We start from the raw sequence: 22,872 nt of genomic DNA on the forward strand, positions 1-22,872 counted from the left end.
ACAGGGCATTGTCGCTTGAGACAATGCCCTTGTTGCACCGTGTTAGAACAATATTTTCGCCACATCCGCAAACTTCTTCGCAAAATGCACAGTAATCCCTTCCTTAAGATAATCCGGCAATTCCTCGAAGTTGCCCCGGTTCGGTTCCGGCAGAATCAGCTCGAAAATCTTCTGCCGCCGCGCCGCGATCACCTTCTCGCGCACCCCGCCGATCGGCAGCACATGCCCGGTCAGGGTCAGTTCGCCGGTCATCGCCACGCCTTTCTTCGGCGGTTGATTGCGTGCGAGGGAGAGCAGGGCGCTGGCCATGGTCACGCCGGCGCTCGGGCCGTCTTTCGGCGTTGCACCCTCGGGGACGTGCAGGTGAACGAAGGCTTCGTCGAAGAACTTCGCGTCACCGCCGAACTGTTTCAGGTGCGAACTGACGTAGCTGTAGGCGATCTCCGCCGATTCCTTCATCACATCGCCCAGTTGCCCGGTAAGTTTGAAGCCACGGTTAAGCGTGTGAATCCGCGTGGCTTCGATCGGCAACGTGGCGCCGCCCATGCTGGTCCAGGCCAGGCCAGTAATGACACCGGTGCCGGACAGCACTTGCTCGTTGCGGAACACCGGATGACCGAGTGACGCTTCGAGGTCTTTCGGGCCGAGCTTGATCACCGCTTTCGGGTCATCAATAAGCTTCATCACCGCTTTGCGCACCAGTTTGCCCATTTGTTTTTCCAACTGGCGCACGCCGGCTTCACGGGCGTAACCGTCGATCAAGGCTTTGAGCGCGCTGTCGCTGATGCTCAGGCTGCCCTTGGACACGCCGGCCTTGTCCAGCAATTTCGGCCACAGGTGACGCTTGGCGATGGCGACTTTCTCTTCAGTGATGTAGCCCGACAGGCGAATCACTTCCATCCGGTCCAGCAGTGGGCCGGGGATCGAATCGAGGGTGTTGGCGGTGCAGACGAACAGGACTTTCGACAGGTCCATGCGCAGGTCGAGGTAGTGGTCGAGGAATTCGACGTTCTGCTCCGGGTCGAGGGTTTCCAGCAGCGCCGAGGCCGGGTCGCCCTGGTAGCTCTGGCCCATCTTGTCGATCTCGTCGAGCATGATCACCGGGTTCATCACCTCGACGTCTTTCAACGCCTGCACCAGTTTGCCCGGCTGCGCGCCGATGTAGGTGCGACGGTGGCCCTTGATCTCGGCTTCGTCGCGCATACCGCCGAGGCTGAAGCGGTAGAACGGCCGGCCGAGGGATTCGGCGATGGATTTACCAACGCTGGTTTTACCCACGCCCGGCGGGCCGACCAGCAACACGATGGAACCGCTGATTTCGCCTTTATAAGCACCGACGGCGAGGAATTCGAGGATGCGATCCTTGATGTCGTCGAGGCCGGCGTGGTGTTTGTCGAGGACTTTGCGCGCGTGCTTGAGGTCGAGTTTGTCGTCGCCGTAGACGCCCCACGGCACCGAGGTCGCCCAGTCGAGGTAGTTGCGGGTCACCGCGTACTCGGGCGAACCGGTCTCGAGGATCGACAGTTTGTTCATTTCTTCTTCGAGGCGTTTCTGCACCTGCGCCGGCAGGACTTTGCCTTCCAGACGTTGCTCGAACTGTTCAAGGTCGGCGCTGCGGTCGTCCTTGGTCAGGCCGAGTTCCTGCTGGATGACCTTGAGTTGCTCTTTAAGGAAGAACTCGCGCTGATGCTCGCCGATCTTGCGATTAACTTCCGCCGAAATCTCTTTTTGCAAGCGCGCGACTTCGACTTCCTTGCGCAGCATCGGCAGGACTTTTTCCATGCGCTTGAGCATCGGCACGCAGTCGAGCACTTCTTGCAGTTCGGGGCCGGTGGCCGAGGTCAGCGCGGCGGCGAAGTCGGTCAGCGGCGACGGGTCGTTGGGGCTGAAGCGGTTGAGGTAGTTTTTCAGCTCTTCGCTGTACAGCGGGTTGAGCGGCAGCAGTTCCTTGATCGCGTTGATCAGCGCCATGCCGTAAGCCTTGACCTCGTCGGTCGGCTCGGTGGGCTGGTGCGGGTATTCGACCTCCACCAGATACGGCGGGCGGTGGTGTTTCAGCCAGGTCTTGATGCGCACACGGCTCAGGCCTTGGGCGACGAATTGCAGTTTGCCGTTCTCGCGGCTGGCGTGGTGGACTTTGACCAGGGTGCCGTATTGCGGCAGGGCGCCGGTGTCGAAGTGGCGCGGGTCTTCCTGGGGCGTGTCCATGAAGAACAGGGCCAGGGAATGGTGTTCGGATTTGCTGACCAGTTCGAGGGTTTCAGCCCAGGGCTCTTCGTTGACGATGACTGGCAGGACTTGCGCCGGGAAGAACGGGCGATTGTGGATCGGGATGATGTAGACCTTGTCCGGCAGGTTCTGGCCGGGCAGGGCGAGGCCTTTGCCGCTGGAGGTGTGTTCGATGTGTTCGGCTTCGGTGTAGTCGTCGGGGTTTTCCGGGAATTCTTGCTGGTCGCTCATGGGGCACCTGCGCAATGGGGTATGGGTCTTAGATGGGGCAGGCCTTGGGTGGTTTCAATGGGGGGCGATGTTTCTGCGTGTGTGTTCAGGGTTTTGACAGGGTTTCTCTACACTGGGCGATCTTCGTTTTGCATCTGAACGCCACCTGAAAAACGCCGGGCCATAAACAACCACCGGGCCGTCAAGCCCGGTGGTTGTTGGCAATGCGCAGGTCAGACCTGACGGTTATTTCACCTCGGTCAATTTCAGATCACTGACCAGCATATCGATCAAGGTCCCCAGGTATTTGAAACGCTCCTCTTTTTTCTCCCAGCGATCAATGAAAAACAAGCCGTGGTCATCGACCTGAATCGGTGTCTCAACGATGTCGCCGGACCTGGATTGATGCACCAGGCGCAGCTCGCCCGTATCCGTATTTTCGATCATGAACATCCCGGACCGGGTCAGTTTGCTGCGCTCGACGGCCGACGTCAGGGCTGGTTTTTTCTTTCCGGCGACGGCCACTTCCAGCAGGAAATCGCTGCGCAAGGCCCGGCTATTGGTTCCGCGCTCGCTGGCCACCGCTCTCCAGGTCCCGCGATGGATATCTCTGGCCAGTTCCGGAGCGCTGTCGCGTACGTGGAGACTGACCGCCGAGAGGGTATCCGCCAGACCCGGCACACCCAGGTTGTAGTTAGTGTGGGCATTGCCGATGAAGGCCACCCACTTATGTGGTCCGTGTGCCAGTTGGTCGGCTTCAATCACTTGGGTGGCGAAATAGCTGAACATCTCGTTTCGCGAGATATCTTCGTTAAACACACCCTTTAGGTGGTAAGACGCCGTGCAATCCAGGGCCCTGATACGGACTTTGTACTTGGCCGCCGCCTGGAGGACCTCTGTGTAGGTATCGTTACCGTTATAGGTCGGCATTTGGCCACGGTCCTGAACGAGCAGGTAATTCTTCAGTCTGTCCGGCATGCGCTGTGTCCGAAAAAAAGTATCCAGATCGGCCTGGTGCAAATCGGTGAACAGATGTTCCACGTAGAGCGTGTCATACCCGGCTTGCTTGAGCGCCTTCATGTACTTTTTCAGCAGCGCTTTGCTCGATACGTGGCTATGGGCCTCGCCGATCAGCAGGTTCAAGCGTCCGTCGGCCAGCCGCTGCAAAAACGCCTCGAACGTGGTGTCTGAGGTGAGCGTCGGCAGCGTGGCCGCTTCGGGGGGCGTGTACTGAGTAAATGCGTCCCTGGCCTTTTTCTCCAGACGTTTGCGGTTGGCGATGAACGCATCGTGCGCCTGTTGTTCTTTCGGTACGGTCGGGGTATAGCGTGAGTCCATGGCGTAGGGTTGATGCAACATTTGCGCAATATCGTCGCGCATCGAGGGCGGGATATCGTACTCGCTGAAATGCTCGACAACGGGGGCAATCGCTGCCGGCCTGGAGACGGGCTGAGGCGCCTTGTACGCCGTCGGCCACTGCACGCGATAATCGCCCTTGGCGGCCGAATCCCCGGCGATTGCTCCGGCTGAATCGAGGCTGATGCGTGCCGCCTGATCCTGTGCGACATCTTCCACGCGCACGGCGACAGCCGCGTGCAGGTCGGCCAGTCCGGGGGTGTTGTCGAAGGTGCACATGCGTGATTGTTCGGTGAGGATCACCCAGCGCTCTTCAGACGCGTCGGAGATATCGGCGGCCAGCGTCTTGTGCGAATAGAAATTCCTCAGGCTGTTGCTGCGAGGGGTCAATGGCGAGACGTCGTCCAGTACCAGAGCGCCTTCCAGTTTGTAGCTGGTCGAAGCATCCAGCGCATGGATTTTCAAGCCCTTTTCGCGAGCGGTACGCACCAGTGCCAGGTAAGAGAATGGCGCGTCCTTCTCATGGCCCAGCGCACGGTCGACGGCTTCAAGATGTTTTTTGATGTGTCTCCATGATTTTCCCTTGTTCATTTTTTCCAGCTTGGCGTTGAAGACATCCGCTGCCAGGTATTCCACGTAAAGTCGCTTGAAGCCACTTTCAACGAGGGTGTCCAGATGATTGATCAGCAGTTGTTTGCTGGCGATCGAACCAGGCTGGGCGCCGATCACCAGATTCTTCCCTTTGACCGCGTCACTGGCGATCAACTGTTTAAATGACAAGTCGTCGGCGATCGGCGGGACTTCGGCGCGGGCTGGCAGCGCGGCAAGGTCAGCGAAATGCGCCGCGGCGTCTGTGCTGAGCTTTTCGACCTGCTTCAGGTAAGCGGTGCGTGTCGAGGCGAGATTTTCCACGACCCCGACAAGGATCAAGTGGGGATCGGTGCCCATGTAGTCTTGACTGCTGATGAGGATGGTTTCCCGGGTTTGCGGATTCATCACCGCTTCGATGCGCTGGCGGTACTTGGGCTCGACGCCATAGATCTTGTGCGGACCGTCTGGCTCTGGCACGGCCTCGTACTTCGGCGCACCGCCGGGCACGCCTGCGCGCACCATCACCCCATCGGCATTGCGCACGGCGAGAATGCCGCTCGAGAGGGGATCGCCGAACTCCGGATTGTTCAGATAGAGCACATGACGACCGATTGAGTCGGCATTTTCCCGGATGTAGTACACCTGGCCTCTGAAAATCACCGCACTCATTTCATCCCGTTCGGGGCCGGATGACACTTGATCGATCACGGCCATTGCATTCTGTTGTTCGTTGCGGGCGCTGGCGATGCTCTGTCGCAAAGGCCGGCGCGCGAGTTTCAGTGAACGCAGCGTCGGACGCAGGTCGGTCAGCACCGCACCGGCACTGTTGAACAGATAGCCGAGCAGATGCTGGAAGGCTTCGCCGTGGTCACCCTGACGGTACGCATGCAGGGCGAGCATGGCGTCCTTGAAAGCCAGTAACAGGCCGGTGCTCAGGCTCAGCAGCGGGAACGGCGCCGTGGCAATGGCGGCGATCCATTCGACACTGGTCCAGACCAGACCGGCGATCATCTCGGCACGGCTGGTGGTGGTGGCGTTAACGTCGTCGATACGACGTTGCAGCCTCATGTCGTAAAGGACGGTGCGCAGATCACTGACCGCCGCGACCGCGCGGGTCGAGTCGTAACGTGCAGGGCTGGGTGTGGTTTTATTGAGGTCTTTGGGCAACCCTTTCTTGATATTTTCAAGGTGCGTGCGAACCCGGGTCCGGGCGCTGACGCCGACGCGCAACGTCAGGTATTCGAGCATGCCGGACTGCTGTTGAAGCAGGTAATTGAACAGCAGCGCTTCACGGAAAGCGACGCCGTCAGGCGCCTCGGGGGTGTAGAGCAGGGCCGGGTTGTCGCCATGGCTGAACAGCCACGCATCGAGTACCCACTCGCCGTCGATCATCAAACGGTGGAGCGGATATTTCGTGCGGATAGAGCCGGACGTCTCAGCCATGCTGTCGATACTCTGCTCCAGCCATTGCAGATCACGGCTGGCGATATGGCCTTGCAGCTGGCATTCCAGCGCGGCGCTTTTCATCTGGCGCTGGGTAATGGCCAGGGTCGCGTTGCGTCTGAAGTCGTAGCCTTCGCTCGTCGAACCTTGCAGTTCGGCCTTGACCTTGTCGATGTAGCGTTGGCCGATCCACACACCGGTGACCGAGCGCGCGACATTCTGTGCGGTCAGGTTGCTGAGGTCGATGCCCTGCGGGCCTCTGAAGCGCGCCGAGCGGGAAAATTTTTCATCGAGAAAACCGACGCCGTCGGCGTAGCCGTCGCGATACAGCGTGGTGTAGTTCAGAGGTTTTGGCGTCCACGAGCGCACGACGGAACTCGGCGAGTACGCCCAGACGGTATCCGGATCGACATCGTTGGTGGTGCGCTTGAGCAAGCGGTTCAAGCTGATTTTGGCTTGCTCGTGCACGTAGTCATCGAACGCCGGAAAGCGGCTGCCCGACAAGGCATGCTTGTTGAACGCGCGCAAGGCGCCTTCGGCGTCTTCACTCAGGGTCGTCAGCTTTCGGCGGTTGGCAGCCGTGGTGGAGCGATACCACAGTGGTGTACAGAAATCGTAGTCGTCGATCCGAGTGGCGAGCACATGTTCAGCCATCGCGCGCAGGCAATCGGGATGACTGCCGGTGTGAGCGAACGTGACCTTTTGATGCTCCAGCGCCTCAGGTTTGAAACTCAGCCCGGCCAACACGTGGCGCAGCTTTGCGCGAAAGCGCATGGGCGCACGGCTGATCAGGTAGCCGGCCATGCTGTCGGCGGCATCACTGTGTTTGGCCCAGCCCAGCAGGTGGGTCTGGCATTCGCGCTCACTGTCGAAGGCCTGGAATTGTTGCGCTCGCGGCGCCTGTGGCGTGCACAGCAACAGCCGTTTGAGCGCGCCGCCGTCATCGTTCTGGCGCAGCACCCACAAATCCTGCAACTGCGCGCCGTGCAGCGACAGGGTGGCGGCGCGCAGGCGCGCATCGCTACCGTCACGCAGGCGCTCGATCAGTTGCAGGTCACTGTCGAGCAAGTGCCCTTGCAGCACCGCCGTGTGAGCGAGGGCGACGATACGTTTATCGAGCATCTGCTCGATGGCGGGTTTGATTGCGGGCCTGGCCTGCAGCTCATTTTGCAAGTGATTGAAGTCAATCCGAGGCTGCAGTTCCACGGCTTGCCTGATCAGCCACGCCGGCGTCACGTCCGCGTAGTCTGGCGGCAAAGGCGCGTCATCGTAGGTGAGGGTGGTGTACTTCAAAAACTCCGAACCCGGTAATTCATCGCCGGTGTGCGGGCCGCGCAAGGACAGCTCGAGCAGACTGGATTGATGCACATAAACGCCGTAGCCCGGCACTCGGCGATCGGTCGCAATGCTTAACTTTGCCGGCTCGAGGTCGTCGATTTCCAGGTCTTCGCTCAGACGCTCCAGCCATTGCTGGCGGGCCAATGCCGTCAGGCTGCCGGCCGGCTCCATCAAGTCGAGCAGTTCTTGCCGTGCCTGCTGGTAGTTGTGCAGATGTTGCGCGAGTGCGTCTTTTTGCGCGGTGCTGGCGCTTCGAAACCAGTCCGGTGCGCTGTAGCGCAGATGCCGTTCGAACAAGGTTTGCGCACGCAATGCCAGGCGCGGCGTGAGATCCGGCAGGGCAGCGGCAATGGCGCGGTCCAGCGCGGTGAGCAATCGTTTGAGGTCTTGCTGCGGGTTATCGGCGAAGCTCAAGGCGCGCTCGATATCCTGCGTGCGTTTTTCGATCAGCGCGTCGTAGGTGTGTTCGAACAACGGTCTGCTGTCGATTGGCGCGAGCAGCAGCGGCCAGATCCCTGCTGCGCCCACGGCGTGATAGCGCGTCGGCAACATGGACATGAACTCCTCGCTACCGCTGGGGTGGTTCAGCGATGTGCGCAGTTGGCTGTCGAGATCAGCAAGGGAGTTGAAGAATTCGATGCCTCTTGTGGGGGTAAACAGCAGGGCGAAACCCATGCTCTGGTCGGTCTGCAGGTCCTTGACTCGGCGAGTGTCCTTTTCCGTGACCACAAAGGCGCCAGCCAGCTCAACGGTGGTGTCTTGATAGCTGAACTGCAGCGCGTACATGGCCGGACGCAGCATCGGCACCGCATCGAGTTTTTGCAGCAGTTCGCCGGCTTGCGGGTGCAGCAGGCGGTCGGTGACGGCCTGTCTGGCTTCGTGGCCGATGGCGGTGAAGCCCGCGTCATATTTGAGGAAGGTTTTCGCCGGTTTATCGTCGATCCGGTCGCGTTGATCCATGTTGATCAGTTGGGTGGCCAGCCTGACTTTCAGGGTGGCGATCAGTTGTTTGCCTTCGTCGCTTTGCAGATCGCTGTTTTCCAGCGCCTGATACAGCTCGCGGCTGCGTTGCAGGTAGCTGGTGCGATAGGTTTTCAGTTGTTCGTCGAGGCGTTTCAGAAAGGCCTGTTCGGTACTCGGTTTTTGTTCGGGAAGGAGCGGGGTTGATGTATTGAACAGGTGATGGGCGATCGCGTTGAGATCGTTTTTGACCTCTTCGGAGGTGGGGGTTGTGGCGAGGTTCATGGGCATTTTTCCATGCTGAGGGTGAGCGGCCAGCATGGCGAGGGGCAGTGGGGGGCAGGTGGTATATATGTATGGGGGGGTATTGGTCTGTCGATGTGGAGCTTGGGTTCGACTCGGTATTTCACGTCGGCATGCGTCTGCCCTAGACCTGTGACGGAACGGCAGACGCACGTTTAACCCGACGAGTGAAATCCTGACCTGTTTGTTAGACAGGGTAAGTCAGCTCTTGGAGAAAAAAGTATCCGCTACCGGTGAGTTCACGCGTTTCATCACCGTGGACTGCCTTGGCGGAAAGTTGCAAATTATCGAGAGAGTATAAGTACAGGCCGCTATTGAGTTGACTTACAGAAATGCCGGAAGAGGATGTCACTTCATAGTCATAAGGATGAATACCTCGTTCGGTAACGACATATTCAAAGTAGTCAGCGATTGAAGGATCCAGCAGTTTGCGAAGCGAGATGGAGAGTGATCGTCGGCTCGATGAGCCGTGGTTATCTTCGAAAGAAAAATTGTAACCGCCGAGCTCGCTGACAGAGATGGAAATGCTGGTTGTCGAGAAGCTGGTCAGATTGACCGGCGTACCGCCAATGGTGCCTTTTACATTAACGTTGAGAATACCGTCTACCCAAACTGCTCGGGATGCCTTTGGATGAGTCATGGAGTGCTTCCTTCGTCTGATTTTGGTTGGAGAAGGAAGTCTGATTGGACGGGTGAAGACAGTGAACTGTCATATCTGACAGGTTTTTATACGTGTTCGCGATTAGCCTTCTTGATAGGAGTTATATAGCAGGCACGGTATTGATCAAGTGCGGGGCAGGCTTGCTCGCGAAAGCGCCGTGTCAGTCAGTCCAACTGCCGAATGCGCTGACGCCTTCGCGAGCAGGCTCGCTCCCACAGAGGGTTAGCTGTGTGGTGGAGATTGAGATATTTCGTGGTTATCCAGCACGCGGTTCACCGCCAGTTCGGCGAGCATGATGATCTGCTGAATGGCCAGGATCGTGCGCCGCTGCGGCAGGTCGATGTAGGCGGCGATGTCGCTGCTCATCACGCTGGCCTGGGCCAGGGATTCGCAGGCGTGGACCAGCAGGCTTTCGCTGTCCTGCTCGGGGGCGACCTGGAACATGGTGCTGGGTTTGTGAAAGCGCAGGGTCAAGGTGTTGGGTTTGAGGTAGTGGTCGAGGGCGCGTTCGGCGGCTTCGTGGAATCTTTTTGAGCCGGGGAATTCGTAGGGGGTGGTGTCTTCGGTTTCGGGCGGATTGGGTGTTGGCTTTTTCATTTGTTGCTCCTCAGGAATTGGGCCATTCCTCTAATTGCCGCGACGCAAAAAGAGGGGTGGCAGCTGTACGCGGGTTCGCGGACCGACCTGAGGCATTCGGCATACCCGAAGGCATCCCGCGTACAGCCACCATAAAACAAGCACTCGGGGTGCTGCTGTTAAGCGGTGGCAATTATGCCCCAGAAGTCGGGCCGCGACGCCCGTTCGCTGAATTTGCAGCGACCCCCCGAGCCTATCCAGCCGATTTCCGAGGCACAACCGACGCGACTTGTCGGAAAACTCCGCGCCACTTTCAACGTCTGTAGGACGAGCATATTTCCCACAGACAAACACTTTTCAACCTGTGGGAGCGAGCTTGCTCGCGAAAGCGGTGTGTCAGGCACCGTAGATGTTGAATGTGCTGACGCCTTCGCGAGCAAGCTCGCTCCCACAGGGTTCTCCTGTGGATGCAGGAATGGCGTGCACAAAAAAGGCGATGCCTCTAGAGGGGCATCTTCAATCTGACGCATCACTCATAAATCAAATTCATTGCGGTTTATTTCGAACCAGTCTTGAGCCTCTGTAATTTCTGACAGTAGACATATTTGGCAGTCGCCCCGAGATTAAGCAGGCGCCCTTGGGCGTCAGAATGCTGCATGCCAATCTATCGACTTCAAGGAATCAAACCGTGAGTTATACAGATTCGAAGTACAAGGATTACATCATTCGCGAATATTCCTCCGACACTCCGGGACTGCATTTTCGGGTGATCTATGGCGCGACAGAAGAGAGTTTGTTGCTTGAGACCCGCAAACACGCCGAGCAATTGATCATTGATCGATTGGAGCGGATGAAAACTGGAGGGAAAGCGTTTTGAGTCAGATGGGCTAACGCTCACCTTGTGCAGGAGCTGCGGCAGTTCCTGCACAAGGTGAGTTGTCAGGTTTTGGGGATTTCGTGGTTATCCAGCACGCGGTTCACCGCCAGTTCGGCGAGCATGATGATTTGCTGGATGGCCAGAATCGTGCGCCGCTGCGGCAGGTCGATGTAGGCGGCGATGTCGCTGCTCATCACGCTGGCCTGGGCCAGCGATTCGCAGGCGTGGACCAGCAGGCTTTCGCTGTCCTGCTCGGGGGCGACCTGGAACATGGTGCTGGGTTTGTGAAAGCGCAGGGTCAAGGTGTTGGGTTTGAGGTAGTGGTCGAGGGCGCGTTCGGCGGCTTCGTGGAATCTTTTTGAGCCGGGGAATTCGTAGGGGGTGGTGTCTTCGGTTTCGGGCGGATTGGGTGTTGGCTTTTTCATGGTGAAGCTCCGAATGATAAGTGGGGCTGTCACTCTCAATCACCGCGACGCGACGGAGGGTGGCAGCTGTACGCGGGTTCGCGGACCGAGCCATTCGGCAATCTCGGCATACCCGAAGGTATCCCGCGCACAGCCACCATCAAACCAGACAACAAGCACCTGAGCGCTTCAGTTTGGGCTGGCGATTATGCATCAAATCGAATGAACTGCTCGGGCCGCGACGCCCGTCCGCTGAATTTGCAGCGACCCCCCGAGCCTATCCAGCCGATTTCCGAGGCACAACCGACGCGACTTGTCGGAAAACTCTCGCTGACAATGCGCTTCTGTAGGACGAACACCGTCCTTTGTAGGAGTGAGCCTGCTCGCGATAGCGGTAAATTAGTCACCGAAGATGTTGACTGACATACCGCCTTCGCGAGCAGGCTCACTCCTACAGGGTTTGTGGTGGGTTCAGGAATGGCGTGCACAAAAAAGGCGATGTCCCTTGCGGGGCATCGCCTTTGTTTTACCGCCGTTAAAACTTATTCCGGCAGTTTGTACGCAATCACATAGTCACCCATTTTGGTGCCCAGTGAGCCGTGACCGCCGACAACCAACAGCACGTATTGCTTGCCGTCCTTGCCGGTGTAGGTCATCGGAGTTGCCTGGCCGCCAGCCGGCAGACGCGATTTCCACAACTCTTTACCGGAGTTGACGTCGTACGCGCGCAGGTACTGGTCGAGGGTGCCGCTGAGGAAGCCGACGCCGCCAGCCGTGACCATCGAACCGCCCATGCTCGGCACACCCAGGGTGAAGCCGATCGGGATGGGCGAGCTGTCGCGGCTGGTGCCGTTTTTACGTTTCCACACGACTTTGCCGGTGGTCAGGTCGATACCGGCAACGTAGCCCCAGGCCGGGGCCTGGCACGGTACGCCGAATGGCGACATGAACGGGTGCATGATCACCGCGTACGGCGCGCCGGTGTTTGGCTGCACGCCAGCGGTCTCGCTTTCGCGTTTGCTGCCGGCGGCGACTTGCTCGCGTGGCACCATTTTCGAAACGAAAGCCATGTAGTTCGGGCTGGTGAACAGCATTTGGCGAACCGGGTCGACCGAGACGCCGCCCCAGTTGAACACACCAACGTTACCCGGGTAGATCAGGCTGCCCTGTTCCGACGGCGGGGTGTACTGGCCTTCATAACGCAGTTCCTTGAACTGGATGCGGCACAGCATCTGGTCGAACGGGCTCGCGCCCCACATGGCTTTTTCGGTCAGTTCCGGGGCCAGCAGGTTGAGGTCCGAACGGGCCTGGGTCGGTGCGGTGTGGTCGCCTTTCACGGCGCCTTGCGGTACCGGGATTTCCTTGATCGGAATGATCGGCGTGCCGTCACGACGGTCGAGGACGTACAGGCTGCCCTGCTTGGTCGGGGCGATCAGCGCAGGTTTCACGCCATCGGCGGTTTTCATGTCGAGCAGGGTTGGCTGGCTGCCAACGTCCATGTCCCACAGGTCGTGGTGAGTGAACTGGTAGTTCCAGCGCACTTTACCGGTGGCCAGGTCCAGGGCTACAACGCCGGCGCTGAATTTCTCGGCGCCCGGGGTGCGGTCAGCGCCCCACTGGTCTGGGGTCTGGTTGCCCAGTGGCAGGTAAACCATGCCGAGTTTTTCGTCGACACTGGCCAGCGACCACATGTTCGCCGAGTTGCGGCTGTAGGTTTCACCCGGTGCCAAAGGCTCGGTGGCGTCTGGCTTGTCGCTGTCCCAGTTCCATACGAGGTGACCGTCGCGCACGTCGAAAGCGCGGATCACGCCCGATGGCTCGTTGGTCGATTCGTTGTCGGTCACGTGACCGCCCATGATCACCAGATCACGAGTGATCGCGGCCGGCGAGGTGGAGTAGTAGCCGCCAGCGGTGAACGGGCCGATGCCTTGGGTCAGGTCAACCACGCCTTTGTTGCCGAAGCCTTCGCAGATTTTGCCGGTGTCGGCATTCAGTGCGATCAGGCGAGCATCAGCGGTTGGCAGGTACAGACGACGCGGGCAGGCCTGAGCAACGGCTTTGCCGGCTTCGGAAATCACCGCCGAGGCGGCGTTTTCAGACTTGGCGTAAGCGGCTTCGTCGTAGTACGACACGCCACGGCAGGTCATGTGGGCGAAGCCTTTGAAGCCGACCGGGCTCTTGATCTGCGGGTCGAAGCGCCACAGTTCTTTGCCGGTGTCCGGGTCCAGGGCCAACACTTTGCTGTGCGCGGTGCAGGCGTAGATCATGCCGTTGGCTTTCAGCGGGGTGTTTTCGTTGGTCAGCTCGACCGGGTCATCCGCGGTCGGCAGGTCGCCGGTCTGGATGCGCCAGGCTTCTTGCAGCTTGCCGACGTTGGCCGGGGTGATCTGCTTCAGCGGCGAGTAACGGTCACCGAATTCAGTGCGGCCGTAGGCCTGCCAGTCGCCATCGGGCATGGCTGGCGCGGTGCTGGTGGTGTCCGCGGTGTCGCGGCCCAGTTCGCCGAAGGTTTCGCCCGGGTGGGTGAACAGGCTGGCCAGAGCGGTGACGCCGGCCAGCACCACAGCGACGGTCAGACCGCCAGTGCCCATTGGCGCCGGGCCGTTAAGCAGCAGTGGACGACGGAACCACGGCAGCAGCATGACGAAGCCGAGGACGAACCACAGGGCCAGACGTGGCACCAGTTGCCACCAGTCCAGACCGACTTCCCACAGCGCCCAAACGGTGCTGGCGAACAAAACGATGGCGTACAGGCCCAGCGCCGCGCGACGGCGCATCAGCATCAGAATGCCGGACAGCGCGATGCCGATACCGGCCAGCAGGTAGTACAGCGAGCCGCCGAGCATGCTCAGCTTGACCCCACCGGCCAACATGGCCAGGCCCATCAGTAGAAGCAGAATGCCGAGCAGGCTCGGTAGCAGACGGCCCCGACTCGAAGCACTTACGGTGCTCATAGTGTGATTCTCCGTGACGTTTATGTAGTCCCGCGCTGTAGTCACTTTAGATGACGATTTGGCACAGGCATGGTTCAGATAAAAACTTGTCTAGCTAACGAAATTCATTTGTGTAGGGGATTTGCGGTGTTGGTTAGAACGACGACTGGATCTTCAGTCCCGCGATCAGGGCGTCATCAACCTTGTCCACGCCACCCGGGTGGCGGATGTATTGCAGGTTCGGGCGTACGGTCAGCCAGTTGGTCACGTGCACGCCGTAATACAGCTCGGCGCTGTATTCGGTGTCTTGCGGCGGCAGGAACGATGGATCGTCGTAGTCGTACACGGCGTTGGCGCGGTTGCTGGCTTCGGCATTTTTGCGAAACGCCGGGTTGACGTGCACGCGGGCGAGGGCGAAGCCGATGTCATCCTTGGCGCGCGCATCGAACGGGCCTTTGTAGGTGATGCCGGCCTGCACGTAGTTGTCGATGGCGTTGGTTTTCTTGTCGTGCATCGTGCCGTTGGCGAACACGCTCAAGCCGCGACTGTTATCGCTGGCCATGCTGGTGATCTGCTGCTGAATACCCAGCCACACGCCGTGTTTGCTCGATGCGCTGCGATAGGCTTCGCCGCTCAGGGCCGCCGGTTGGCCGTGGCTGTCTTTATAGACGTCGCTGGCGTTGGCGTTGCTGTAGTAGTAACCGGCGCGGTATTCGCCCGGCAGGCCGTTGAGTTTCGGCGTCCACACCAGTTCGATCGGCAGGATCGCGCCCTGGGTGCCGCTGCCGCTGAGTTTGAAACCGTTGCCGCGATCGAGGTTCGACGGGTTCTGCTCGTAAGCGCCGACCTGTGCGTACAGCTCCGGGGTCAGGTGATATTTGACGCGCAGCGCCCATTGGCTGACCGGCCAGTTGTACCAGATGCCGCCGACCCAGTTGCCGACCTGCGAACCGCAGAACGCCAGGTTCTGGAAGTCGCACGGGAAGCTGTTGAAGTCTTCGCCTTCGCCGAAACGGCCGACTTTGATGTCGAGTTTTTGATCGAAGAACTTCTGCTGATACCACATCTGCGTCAGGCGCGTGGTCTGGCCACGGCCCCAGACTTCCTGGGCCGAGGTGAAGCCGCCAACGCGCGGATCGTTGATGCGGTCGTTGCTGATGTTGTTGCCGCTGCGCTTGGTGATGGTCAGTTGAAATTCGGCGTCGTCCCAGCCGAGGATCTTTTGCAAATCCAGGTGCGTGCCCAGGCCGAACTGATCGCTATAGCGCGCAGTGCGGTCGTGGTCGTAGCCACCGTGCAGATTGCTGCCCATTTCGCCGGTGTAATCGAGCTTGAAGTCGTAGCCTTTTTCCGAGAGTTCGGTGCGCGTGCCGTTCCAGTCACCGAGCATGTACGGTGATTCACTGTCGAACGCGGGCGCCGCTTGAACGCAAGTGGCGAGGCCGAGGGCGGTCAAGCCGCCAAGGTTGCGCAAGGTTGAGATAGCGCTGTCTCGGGAGAAGGAAAAATCGGGCATGGCTCAGTCTTTTTTTGGTGTTTTCGGGGTGCAATTCGAGCGCTTCAATATGTCGCAGGCAGTGAAGCGATTCAGCGGAAGGGCGGCAGGATAAAGATCTGTTACAAAAAGACAAAGGCCTTTTGTGAACATGCAGCGTTTCGGATTCGGTAACAGTGCGGCAAACGGGCGCATTGTGGGCCGGGTCGTGGCCTGCGATCTTTCCAGGTTGGCCTACATTTGAAGTCAGGCCTTCCACCCGGTCAGCCCCTCGGCTAAGGTGCGCGGCTTCCGCATTTTCACTTCGCCCAAAGGCCTGGCATGAACGAACAAACTCCCGATCCGCTGCACGGCGTCACCCTTGAACAGATCCTCAATGCACTGGTGAGCCATTACGAATGGTCGGGACTGGCCGAGCGCATCGATATTCGCTGCTTCAAGAGTGATCCGAGCATCAAGTCGAGCCTGACGTTCCTGCGTAAAACGCCATGGGCGCGCGAGAAGGTCGAGCGTCTGTACGTGAAATTGATGCGCACCAAGCGACCGCTCTGAAATGCATGCCGGTTGTTGGCGCCGCCGCCTGATCACCTGCGCAGCCATATTGGGCTGGGCGGGGTTGGGCATTCAGCTTTATCTGATTTTCTTCGCACGTTTAAGCGTCGGCGCCAGCCTGTTGGGCGGGCTGGTGAGCTTTTTCAGCTACTTCACGATTCTGACCAACACGCTGGTGGCGACGGTGCTGACCTGCGCCGTGACCGCGCGTGAATCCGCCGCGCGCCGCTGGTTTTTGCTGCCGTGGGTGAGTAGCGGGATTACCGTGAGCATTGCTGTGGTCGGGCTTGCCTATAGCCTTTTGCTGCGGCATTTGTGGCACCCGCAAGGCTGGCAGTTTATTGCTGACGAGTTGCTGCACGACGTGATGCCGCTGCTGTTTCTTGCTTATTGGTGGCTCTGCGTACCGAAAGGCACGCTGCGGTTGTGGCATCTGCCGGTGTGGCTGATCTATCCGCTGGTGTATTTCATCTACGCCTTGCTGCGCGGGCATTTACTCGGCGCCTATGCGTATCCGTTCATTGACGTGGCGGTGTTGGGTTATCCACAGGTGCTGCTCAATGCCGGGGGGATTTTGGTGGGATTTGTGCTGATTGGGTTGTTGGTCATTGGCTTGGACCGATTACGGCGATGAAAATCAAAAGATCGCAGCCTTCGGCAGCTCCTACAGGTGTACGCATTCCAATGTAGGAGCTGCCGAAGGCTGCGATCTTTTGATCTGGGGATTTACTCCTCTTCGGAGGTGCCTTCGGCGCGCCAGTAGCCGACCGCTTTGATCAGTTGCTCATCGAACCCGTGCTCATCAATCAGCACCCGGCGGATCTGCCGTGAAACTTTCGTTTCGGTCGCGACCCAGGCATACAGATTGCCCGTGGGCACCTGCAATTGCTTGACCGTCGCCAGCAGGTTGTCCTTGCCACCTTCACGCAGCACCCAGATCACATTGACCTGCGCTGCACTCTCCAGCACTTGCTGTTCGGCGCCGTTTTCCACTTCGATCACCACCAAGGCCTTGCGGTTGGCCGCCAGGCCTTCGAGGCGGCGAGCGATGGCGGGCAGGGCGGTTTCATCACCGATCAGCAAGTAGCTGTCGAAAATATCCGGGACGATCATCGAGCCGCGTGGGCCGCCGATGTGCAGGAATTGTCCTGGCTTGGCTTGCTCGGCCCAGGTCGAAGCAGGGCCGTCACCGTGCAGAACAAAATCGATGTCCAGTTCCAGCGCATCGAGGTCGTAGCGACGCGGCGTGTAATCACGCATTTCCGGTTTTGGTCCATCGTCCTTGCCGGCGCCGAGCACCATGGTCTCCAGCGCGGCGGCTTGTTCGGCATTCTGCGGGAACAGCAGTTTGACGTGATCGTCCGTGCCGAGGCTGATAAACCCGGCCAGCTCCGGCCCGCCGAGGGTAATGCGGCGCATGCGCGGCGTCAGATCGACCACACGCAACACCTCAAGCTTGCGGCGTTTGATTTCGTGCATCACGCGGTGAATGGTTTGGGTATCGACTGCAGTCATTCGGCTTTCTCCGGGGCAGGTTGAACGGCAGGGCCGTCGACGATGGCTTTGGCGGTGTCGTTGAGCAGGTCACGCACGCGCAGGATTTCTGCGGCGCTCCAGCGGCCGTGGTGCATTTGCAGGGCATGGCGCAGGTTGTGTACGGCTTCGTGGATTTCCGGCGGCCGGTCATGGCCGCGCAACGAGCGTTTGCTGACGTCGATGCGCATACGCACACCGTCCAGCGCGACCGCTTGTTCGCTAAGTGATAAACGACCGGCCTCGGTGACGCTGTAACGTTTTTTGCCGCCCTCGGCGTCGCCGGTGATCAGTTCGCTCTCTTCGAGAAAGGTCAGGGTCGGGTAGATCACCCCGGGGCTCGGGCTGTACGCACCGTCGAACATGCCTTCGATCTGGCGGATCAGGTCGTAGCCGTGGCACGGCTGTTCGGCGACCAGCGCCAGCAACAGCAGTTTCAGATCACCGGGGGCGAACACCCGGGGGCCACGGCCGCCGCGCTCACGTCCGGGGCGCTTCTCGAAGCCGTCACGGCCGTCGCCGTGTTCGCGGTGGGGGGAATGATGGTCTCTCATTTCAGTCTTCTCTCGTCGTGTTTAGATACAACTTAAGATATATCTTAATCTCTGCGCAAGACGTTTTTCCCCGCGCCGCGACCTCGGCTGACGAGCGGCAGCCGACCCGCCAATGCAAGCGCTGATTTTTCAGCAGGATGTAAGTCGGCGATAACTTGAAAGTTAAAGTCATCACTCTATTGATGTAGAGTATATGTTCTAAATGGCGCTAAGTTGCCGTACTGTCGGGGCGAAGTTGCTGTATGGTTTTTTAATTTAAACTGTCTGTAGGGGATAACTTACAGTTACTGTTTGGAATATCGTTATTTTGTTCTTTTTTCTGGCGGGTCATGGGGCTGTTTAACTACGAGGTTATCGGAAGTTGCTTGCTTACTTTCCGGAGGCAACAGTCGATGATGCCTAGGCGTTGAACGTTCAAGTTGATCTGGCTCAACTCGAGCAATGATTTACCTGAACTTTCAATGTTCATCCCCCTATCAAGAAAACAGGTACATAACGATGTTCAAGAAACTCGCAATCGCCGCTCCACTGGCTCTTCTGGCTCTGGGTTCCACTGGCGCATTCGCCGCTGGTGAAGCGTCGCACTCGATCAGCCTTGTCGCGCATGTGCCGACCAACGGTTTCTATGTGGTGCCGACCGATCCGGATCTGGTCAACAAGGACCAGGACATGAGCTATCAGCCGACCACCGGCAAGATGCGCGACGTCAATGGTTTCTTCGATGTGCGTAACAACAACGGTTCGGTACACGCCAGCCTGGAAAGCCAGCCGAAACTGATCGCCGGTAACACTTCGATCGACCTGCAAGTCATGCTTAACAACAAGGAACTGACTCTGACTCCGCAAATGGTTGTGGGTGAGTCGGAGTCCGACGTCAACTACCGCGCACCGCTGAAAATCACCGCCCGTGGCAGCAACTTCCAGCCGGGTGATTACACCGGTTCCGTGGCGATGATCTTTGATGCCGTGCCACCGGTTGGTGGTAACTGATCGCATTGATCGGGCACTAAGCGTGCACTTATACAAGTGACGCTCACCGACGGGGCAGGCCGTAGTGTTTGCCCCGGCGGACTTTCCTTGTTTGTAAATCAGAGTACGAGTTCATGTTCCCGATGACACCCATCGCGGCTGCGCTTGCGCTGTTGTTTTGTGCCAGCGCAGCCGTGGCGTCCAACTCCACCGGAACTACACCCCGCAGTCTGCTGGCGCAGGCCAAGGGTTTGCCGGCGGATTTCGAAGAGCATTTCTTTGATGTGCCTCTGGCGGTACGGGTCGAAGTCGATCAGCAACCGTTGGGTGAGGCCATGGTGGTGTTGTCCCGTGACGATCGCATCACCCTGCTCGAATTCACTGACACCAGCGAAAATCGTTTTGGCCCCGCCGAGCGGGAAAAATGGGCGAGCTATCTGAAACCCGGCGTGCCCTTGGGTGCGTGCAGCGGTTCCTGCCCGGACCAGTTTCTGGCGGTGCATTACAACCTGGAAAACTCGCTGGTCTCGATTCTCACTGAAAACGCCGAGCGCGATGTTGAGGCCAAGCGTTACTACGATCAGCCTGAAAGCGGCAGTCACGGTTTGATGGTGCGTAACCAGCTCAATCTCAATGGCGGTCAGGATCAGGATCTCGGCGGGCGTTTCGGCCTCGAAGCCAGCTCAAGTCTGGGCAGCTGGAGTCAGACGCTGAATCTGCAATTGGCCCGTCTCGGCGGTCCGGACGACAAGCTTTATCACTCCGTTCAAGAGCTGCACACCCAGCGCGAACTGCAAGGCAGTTTTTTCCGCCTGGGCTATTTCACCCCCAATTCCGAAGGGCTGACGCGCCAGCCGCGCACGTTCGGCAGCAGTCCCGACACCGCTGTCGGTGTGATGTACGGCAGCTCCGACAGCCTGGCCATCAACAGTCCGATGCCCAGTGTTTATCCGATTTATGTCACCGCCAACCGCCAGGGCTCGGTGGAGATCTGGCGCGACGGTCTGCTGATCAATACGCAGTCGGTGCCGGCCGGTTTGCAGACCCTCGACACCCGGCCGCTGCCCGGTGGCATTTATGAAGTGGAAGTCCGGCTGATCGAGGACGGCCAGATCACCTCCACTACTCAGGAGTTGGTGTACAAGCCCAACAACTGGCGCAACCTCGACGAGCGCTGGCGCTACAACGTCTTCGCCGGCGAAGAACAGAAACTGCTGAGCAACTGGGACACCCAGGCCAGCGGCAGCCCGACGGCGGGCGCGTCGGTGAATTACCTGCTGCATCCCCGGGTGATTCTCGGATTGTCGGCGCGGCAGATTCGCGAAAAACTGCAATACGGCACGTCCATCGACTGGACCCTGGCCAATCACATCAGCCTCTACGCCAACGTCTACAAGACCGAGGATTACGGCACCGGTCTCGACCTGCAAAGCCTCTACAACTACGGCGCCGGCAGTCTTGTCGTCAGCCACAACCGCAGCTGGCTCGACACCACCAATACCTACGACACGTTGCCGGATGGCACCCGGGTGCGCCCGCGCAATGTGTTCGTCGGCCAGACCAGCAATTCCTCGCTGGCGCTCAACCATCGCCTCAGCAGCAAGAGTTCGGTCAACGTGCGGGTCTCGCACAGCGAGGGCAATGTCGAAGGCATGGGCGTCGATCTGGGCTGGACCCAACGCACGATGGTGCTGGGCAGCGATGCCAGTTGGCGCCTGTCGATTTTCGATCGGCCGGGCAGTTTCAGCAGCGGCGATGCGCGCAATCGCGGGGTGGACCTGAGCATCAATATGGCGCTTGGTGCCCCCGGCCAGCAGATCACCGGCAGCATCGGCTCTCGCACGGCCCGCGACGGCACGCGTGACAACAACGCGTCCCTTGGCTGGCGCAAGGATTTTCAGGATCACGTCCTGCAAAACGTCTCGCTTACCGCGCTCACCGACACGTATGGCGTGGGCGTATCCAGCCTGGCCAATTTCCGCACCGATGCGGTCAACGGCGACGGCTTCGTTCAACGCTCCTCCTATAACGGCAACTTCACCGGCGGCCTCAACCTCGACAGCACGCTGGTGGTCGGCGGGCAACAGATGCTCATGACCAGCCAGACCGAGGTACGCGGCGCCGGGCTGATCGTCGACGTCGAGTCAGACATCGAGGACATCGTCCTGCGCGCCGACGACTACACCGGTGGTGGTGCGGTGTTGAAGCCGGGGCGCAATTTCATCCCGATTACCGCGTACCAGAACAGTTCGGTGAGTTTCGACTTCGAGGGCAATCACGTGCCGGCGGCGACCATCGAACCGTCGCGCAGCCGCTATCACCTGAACAAGGGCGGCGTGGAGTACCGCAAGGTCCGCGTGATGAAAACCCTGACCGTGCTCGGCCGGCTGGTGGATGGCCAAGGGCGGCCGCTCAAGGGCCACCACGTGATCAACCACGCCAGCCGTGGGGTGACCGAAGTCGACGGGTTCTTCTCGATGGAAATGAACGCCGGCTCGCCGACTTTGGAAGTGCGTCAGGGCAACCAGTTGCTGTGCCAGTTCCGCCTCGATGCCGGCAGCCATCGCAGCGAAAACAACGTGCTGATGATCGGCGATCTGCGCTGCACGCCGGACACTCTGGCCGACGTTAACCTCACCGAACAGAAAGCAGGTTGATCCGATGAAGATAATTACAGGCGGCTGCGCATTGGTGTTGGCGCTGAGCATGTCGCCGGTCCAGGCAATCAATCAGGAGATCCGCGCGTTGTTTCAGCCGGACTCTTCGCAGCCGGGCAAGAACGTGTTCGTCAACCAGACCCCCAACAGTGGTTACTGCGCGACTTTTCCGGATCAATGCGCGGAAAACTCGATGTTCAGCATTCAGGTGCCGGTACGGTTCAACTCAACACTGACCCTCCCGCCCAATTGGGGCGTCGGCATAAGGGTGCCCGCCAACTGGCGGCGATTGACGGTGACCAACACCGACACAATGGAAACGGAAATCGTTGAAGTGCGCATCACCGGTGTCGGCTCAAATTATGTCTTGAGTCAGCCGGCGCACGAGCTGGTCGGGGTGAGCGACCCATTGGTCGGCCATCAACGGCTGTGGGAAGGCAGCAGTTGGGTGTATGCGCCGCCCCCTTGCCGGTACAGCGGGGTCGGCGTTTTCTCCCCGGCCTCCTACCGGTTTTTCTGGAAAACCCCCGTCGAAGACTACTGTGTCAAAAAGACCCTGGCGACCATTCCGTCAATGTATTTCGATACCCTCGACTTCGCTTATGAACTGCGCACGCCCAATCCGTTGGGAATGTCATCGGGCCTGTACACCGGCTCACTGAACTACAGCCTGGGCAATGGCGGCGATTTCCATTTTGGGCAAAGTTTCCAACCGGACGACAACAACCTGACCCTCGACTTCGTACTGGACGTTCAGCACACCCTAAAAGTCGATCTCCCGCCGGGTGGCAATAAAGTCTCGCTGGAACCCGAAGGCGGATGGGCGCCGTGGATCGAGAGCGGGCGCAAGCCGTCGCGGATCTTCCGCGACCAACCGTTCTTCATCTCGGCGTCTTCGCGCTTCAAGGTGATGCTGCTGTGTGGTTCCCTGGGCGGGCCTTACTGCTATCTCACCAGCCCCTTGGGCGATTCCGTTCCGGTCAAGGTCTCGATGTCCTTGCCTGCGGGAATCGACGGCCCCGGCGGCCCCGGCGCCCCGGTCAACAGAATTCCACTGCAATTCAACACTTGGAGGGGGCCGTTCCAGCCAAGCATGTATGTAGAACGCAAGGCTGGTGCGCTGCATTTCGAGCTGGAACCCCGGGACATCGACTTTCTCCTGCGCCCCGGCAAGAACGACCGGCTGCGCGGCAACATCACCATTATCTGGGACTCGGATGCGTGAGCGCTC

Annotated in this window: 15 protein-coding genes; 6 read left to right on the top strand and 9 right to left on the bottom strand. The window is 59.3% G+C overall.

Annotated elements, in window-relative coordinates:
• Positions 1-42: 42 nt before the first annotated feature.
• The 4 genes from lon to H8F23_RS04175 form a co-directional block, all read right to left on the bottom strand.
• Positions 43-2,460, bottom strand: a complete 2,418-nt coding sequence (gene lon / locus H8F23_RS04160; protein ID WP_228759114.1) for an endopeptidase La — start codon at positions 2,458-2,460, stop codon at positions 43-45.
• 225 nt (positions 2,461-2,685) lie between these two features.
• Positions 2,686-8,412: a membrane-targeted effector domain-containing toxin gene (locus tag H8F23_RS04165; RefSeq protein ID WP_194933511.1), complete on the bottom strand. Its 5,727-nt coding sequence runs from the start codon at positions 8,410-8,412 to the stop codon at positions 2,686-2,688.
• Positions 8,413-8,617: 205 nt separating this feature from the next.
• The gene (locus H8F23_RS04170) at positions 8,618-9,070 is read right to left on the bottom strand and encodes a hypothetical protein (protein WP_194933512.1); all 453 of its coding nucleotides are present in this window, start codon (positions 9,068-9,070) and stop codon (positions 8,618-8,620) included.
• Between the two features lie 243 nt (positions 9,071-9,313).
• Positions 9,314-9,688 carry a DUF6124 family protein gene (locus tag H8F23_RS04175; protein ID WP_194933513.1) on the bottom strand — a complete coding sequence of 125 codons (375 nt, stop codon included), beginning with the start codon at positions 9,686-9,688 and terminating at the stop codon, positions 9,314-9,316.
• A gap of 667 nt (positions 9,689-10,355) precedes the next feature.
• Between H8F23_RS04175 and H8F23_RS04180 the strand changes: the two genes are divergently transcribed.
• Positions 10,356-10,544, top strand: a complete 189-nt coding sequence (locus tag H8F23_RS04180) for a hypothetical protein (RefSeq protein ID WP_194933514.1) — start codon at positions 10,356-10,358, stop codon at positions 10,542-10,544.
• A gap of 62 nt (positions 10,545-10,606) precedes the next feature.
• On the opposite strand, the gene H8F23_RS04185 is transcribed toward H8F23_RS04180, so the two are convergent.
• From H8F23_RS04185 to H8F23_RS04195, 3 genes are all read right to left on the bottom strand, one after another.
• Positions 10,607-10,969 carry a DUF6124 family protein gene (locus H8F23_RS04185; RefSeq protein ID WP_194933515.1) on the bottom strand — a complete coding sequence of 121 codons (363 nt, stop codon included), beginning with the start codon at positions 10,967-10,969 and terminating at the stop codon, positions 10,607-10,609.
• A 521-nt stretch (positions 10,970-11,490) separates the two neighbouring features.
• Positions 11,491-13,902, bottom strand: coding sequence for a glucose/quinate/shikimate family membrane-bound PQQ-dependent dehydrogenase (locus tag H8F23_RS04190; protein WP_194933516.1), 2,412 nt, complete (start codon positions 13,900-13,902; stop codon positions 11,491-11,493).
• Positions 13,903-14,035: 133 nt separating this feature from the next.
• Positions 14,036-15,397: a carbohydrate porin gene (locus H8F23_RS04195; RefSeq protein ID WP_194933517.1), complete on the bottom strand. Its 1,362-nt coding sequence runs from the start codon at positions 15,395-15,397 to the stop codon at positions 14,036-14,038.
• A 300-nt stretch (positions 15,398-15,697) separates the two neighbouring features.
• Between H8F23_RS04195 and H8F23_RS04200 the strand changes: the two genes are divergently transcribed.
• Together H8F23_RS04200 and H8F23_RS04205 are read left to right on the top strand one after the other, a co-directional pair.
• Positions 15,698-15,928 carry a VF530 family protein gene (locus H8F23_RS04200; RefSeq protein WP_007916799.1) on the top strand — a complete coding sequence of 77 codons (231 nt, stop codon included), beginning with the start codon at positions 15,698-15,700 and terminating at the stop codon, positions 15,926-15,928.
• Between the two features lies 1 nt (position 15,929).
• Positions 15,930-16,562, top strand: a complete 633-nt coding sequence (locus tag H8F23_RS04205) for a Pr6Pr family membrane protein (protein WP_194933518.1) — start codon at positions 15,930-15,932, stop codon at positions 16,560-16,562.
• Positions 16,563-16,654: 92 nt separating this feature from the next.
• On the opposite strand, the gene H8F23_RS04210 is transcribed toward H8F23_RS04205, so the two are convergent.
• Complete coding sequence (locus H8F23_RS04210) at positions 16,655-17,443, bottom strand: siderophore-interacting protein (RefSeq protein ID WP_194933519.1); 789 nt, start codon at positions 17,441-17,443, stop codon at positions 16,655-16,657.
• On the bottom strand, positions 17,440-18,015 hold the full coding sequence (locus tag H8F23_RS04215; RefSeq protein ID WP_093430616.1) for a PadR family transcriptional regulator: 576 nt from the start codon (positions 18,013-18,015) through the stop codon (positions 17,440-17,442). Before H8F23_RS04215 ends, H8F23_RS04210 begins: the two co-directional genes overlap by 4 nt.
• A gap of 498 nt (positions 18,016-18,513) precedes the next feature.
• On the opposite strand from H8F23_RS04215, the gene H8F23_RS04220 reads away from it, so the two are divergent.
• The 3 genes from H8F23_RS04220 (at position 18,514) to H8F23_RS04230 (ending at position 22,866) form a co-directional block, all read left to right on the top strand.
• Positions 18,514-19,005: a CS1 type fimbrial major subunit gene (locus H8F23_RS04220; RefSeq protein WP_194933520.1), complete on the top strand. Its 492-nt coding sequence runs from the start codon at positions 18,514-18,516 to the stop codon at positions 19,003-19,005.
• Positions 19,006-19,118: 113 nt separating this feature from the next.
• Positions 19,119-21,641, top strand: a complete 2,523-nt coding sequence (locus tag H8F23_RS04225) for a CS1-pili formation C-terminal domain-containing protein (RefSeq protein ID WP_194933521.1) — start codon at positions 19,119-19,121, stop codon at positions 21,639-21,641.
• Between the two features lie 4 nt (positions 21,642-21,645).
• Positions 21,646-22,866: a hypothetical protein gene (locus H8F23_RS04230; protein WP_194933522.1), complete on the top strand. Its 1,221-nt coding sequence runs from the start codon at positions 21,646-21,648 to the stop codon at positions 22,864-22,866.
• The last annotated feature ends 6 nt before the right edge of the window (positions 22,867-22,872 follow it).

This window comes from Pseudomonas neuropathica, from assembly GCF_015461835.1.
GTDB classification, from domain to species: domain Bacteria; phylum Pseudomonadota; class Gammaproteobacteria; order Pseudomonadales; family Pseudomonadaceae; genus Aquipseudomonas; species Aquipseudomonas neuropathica.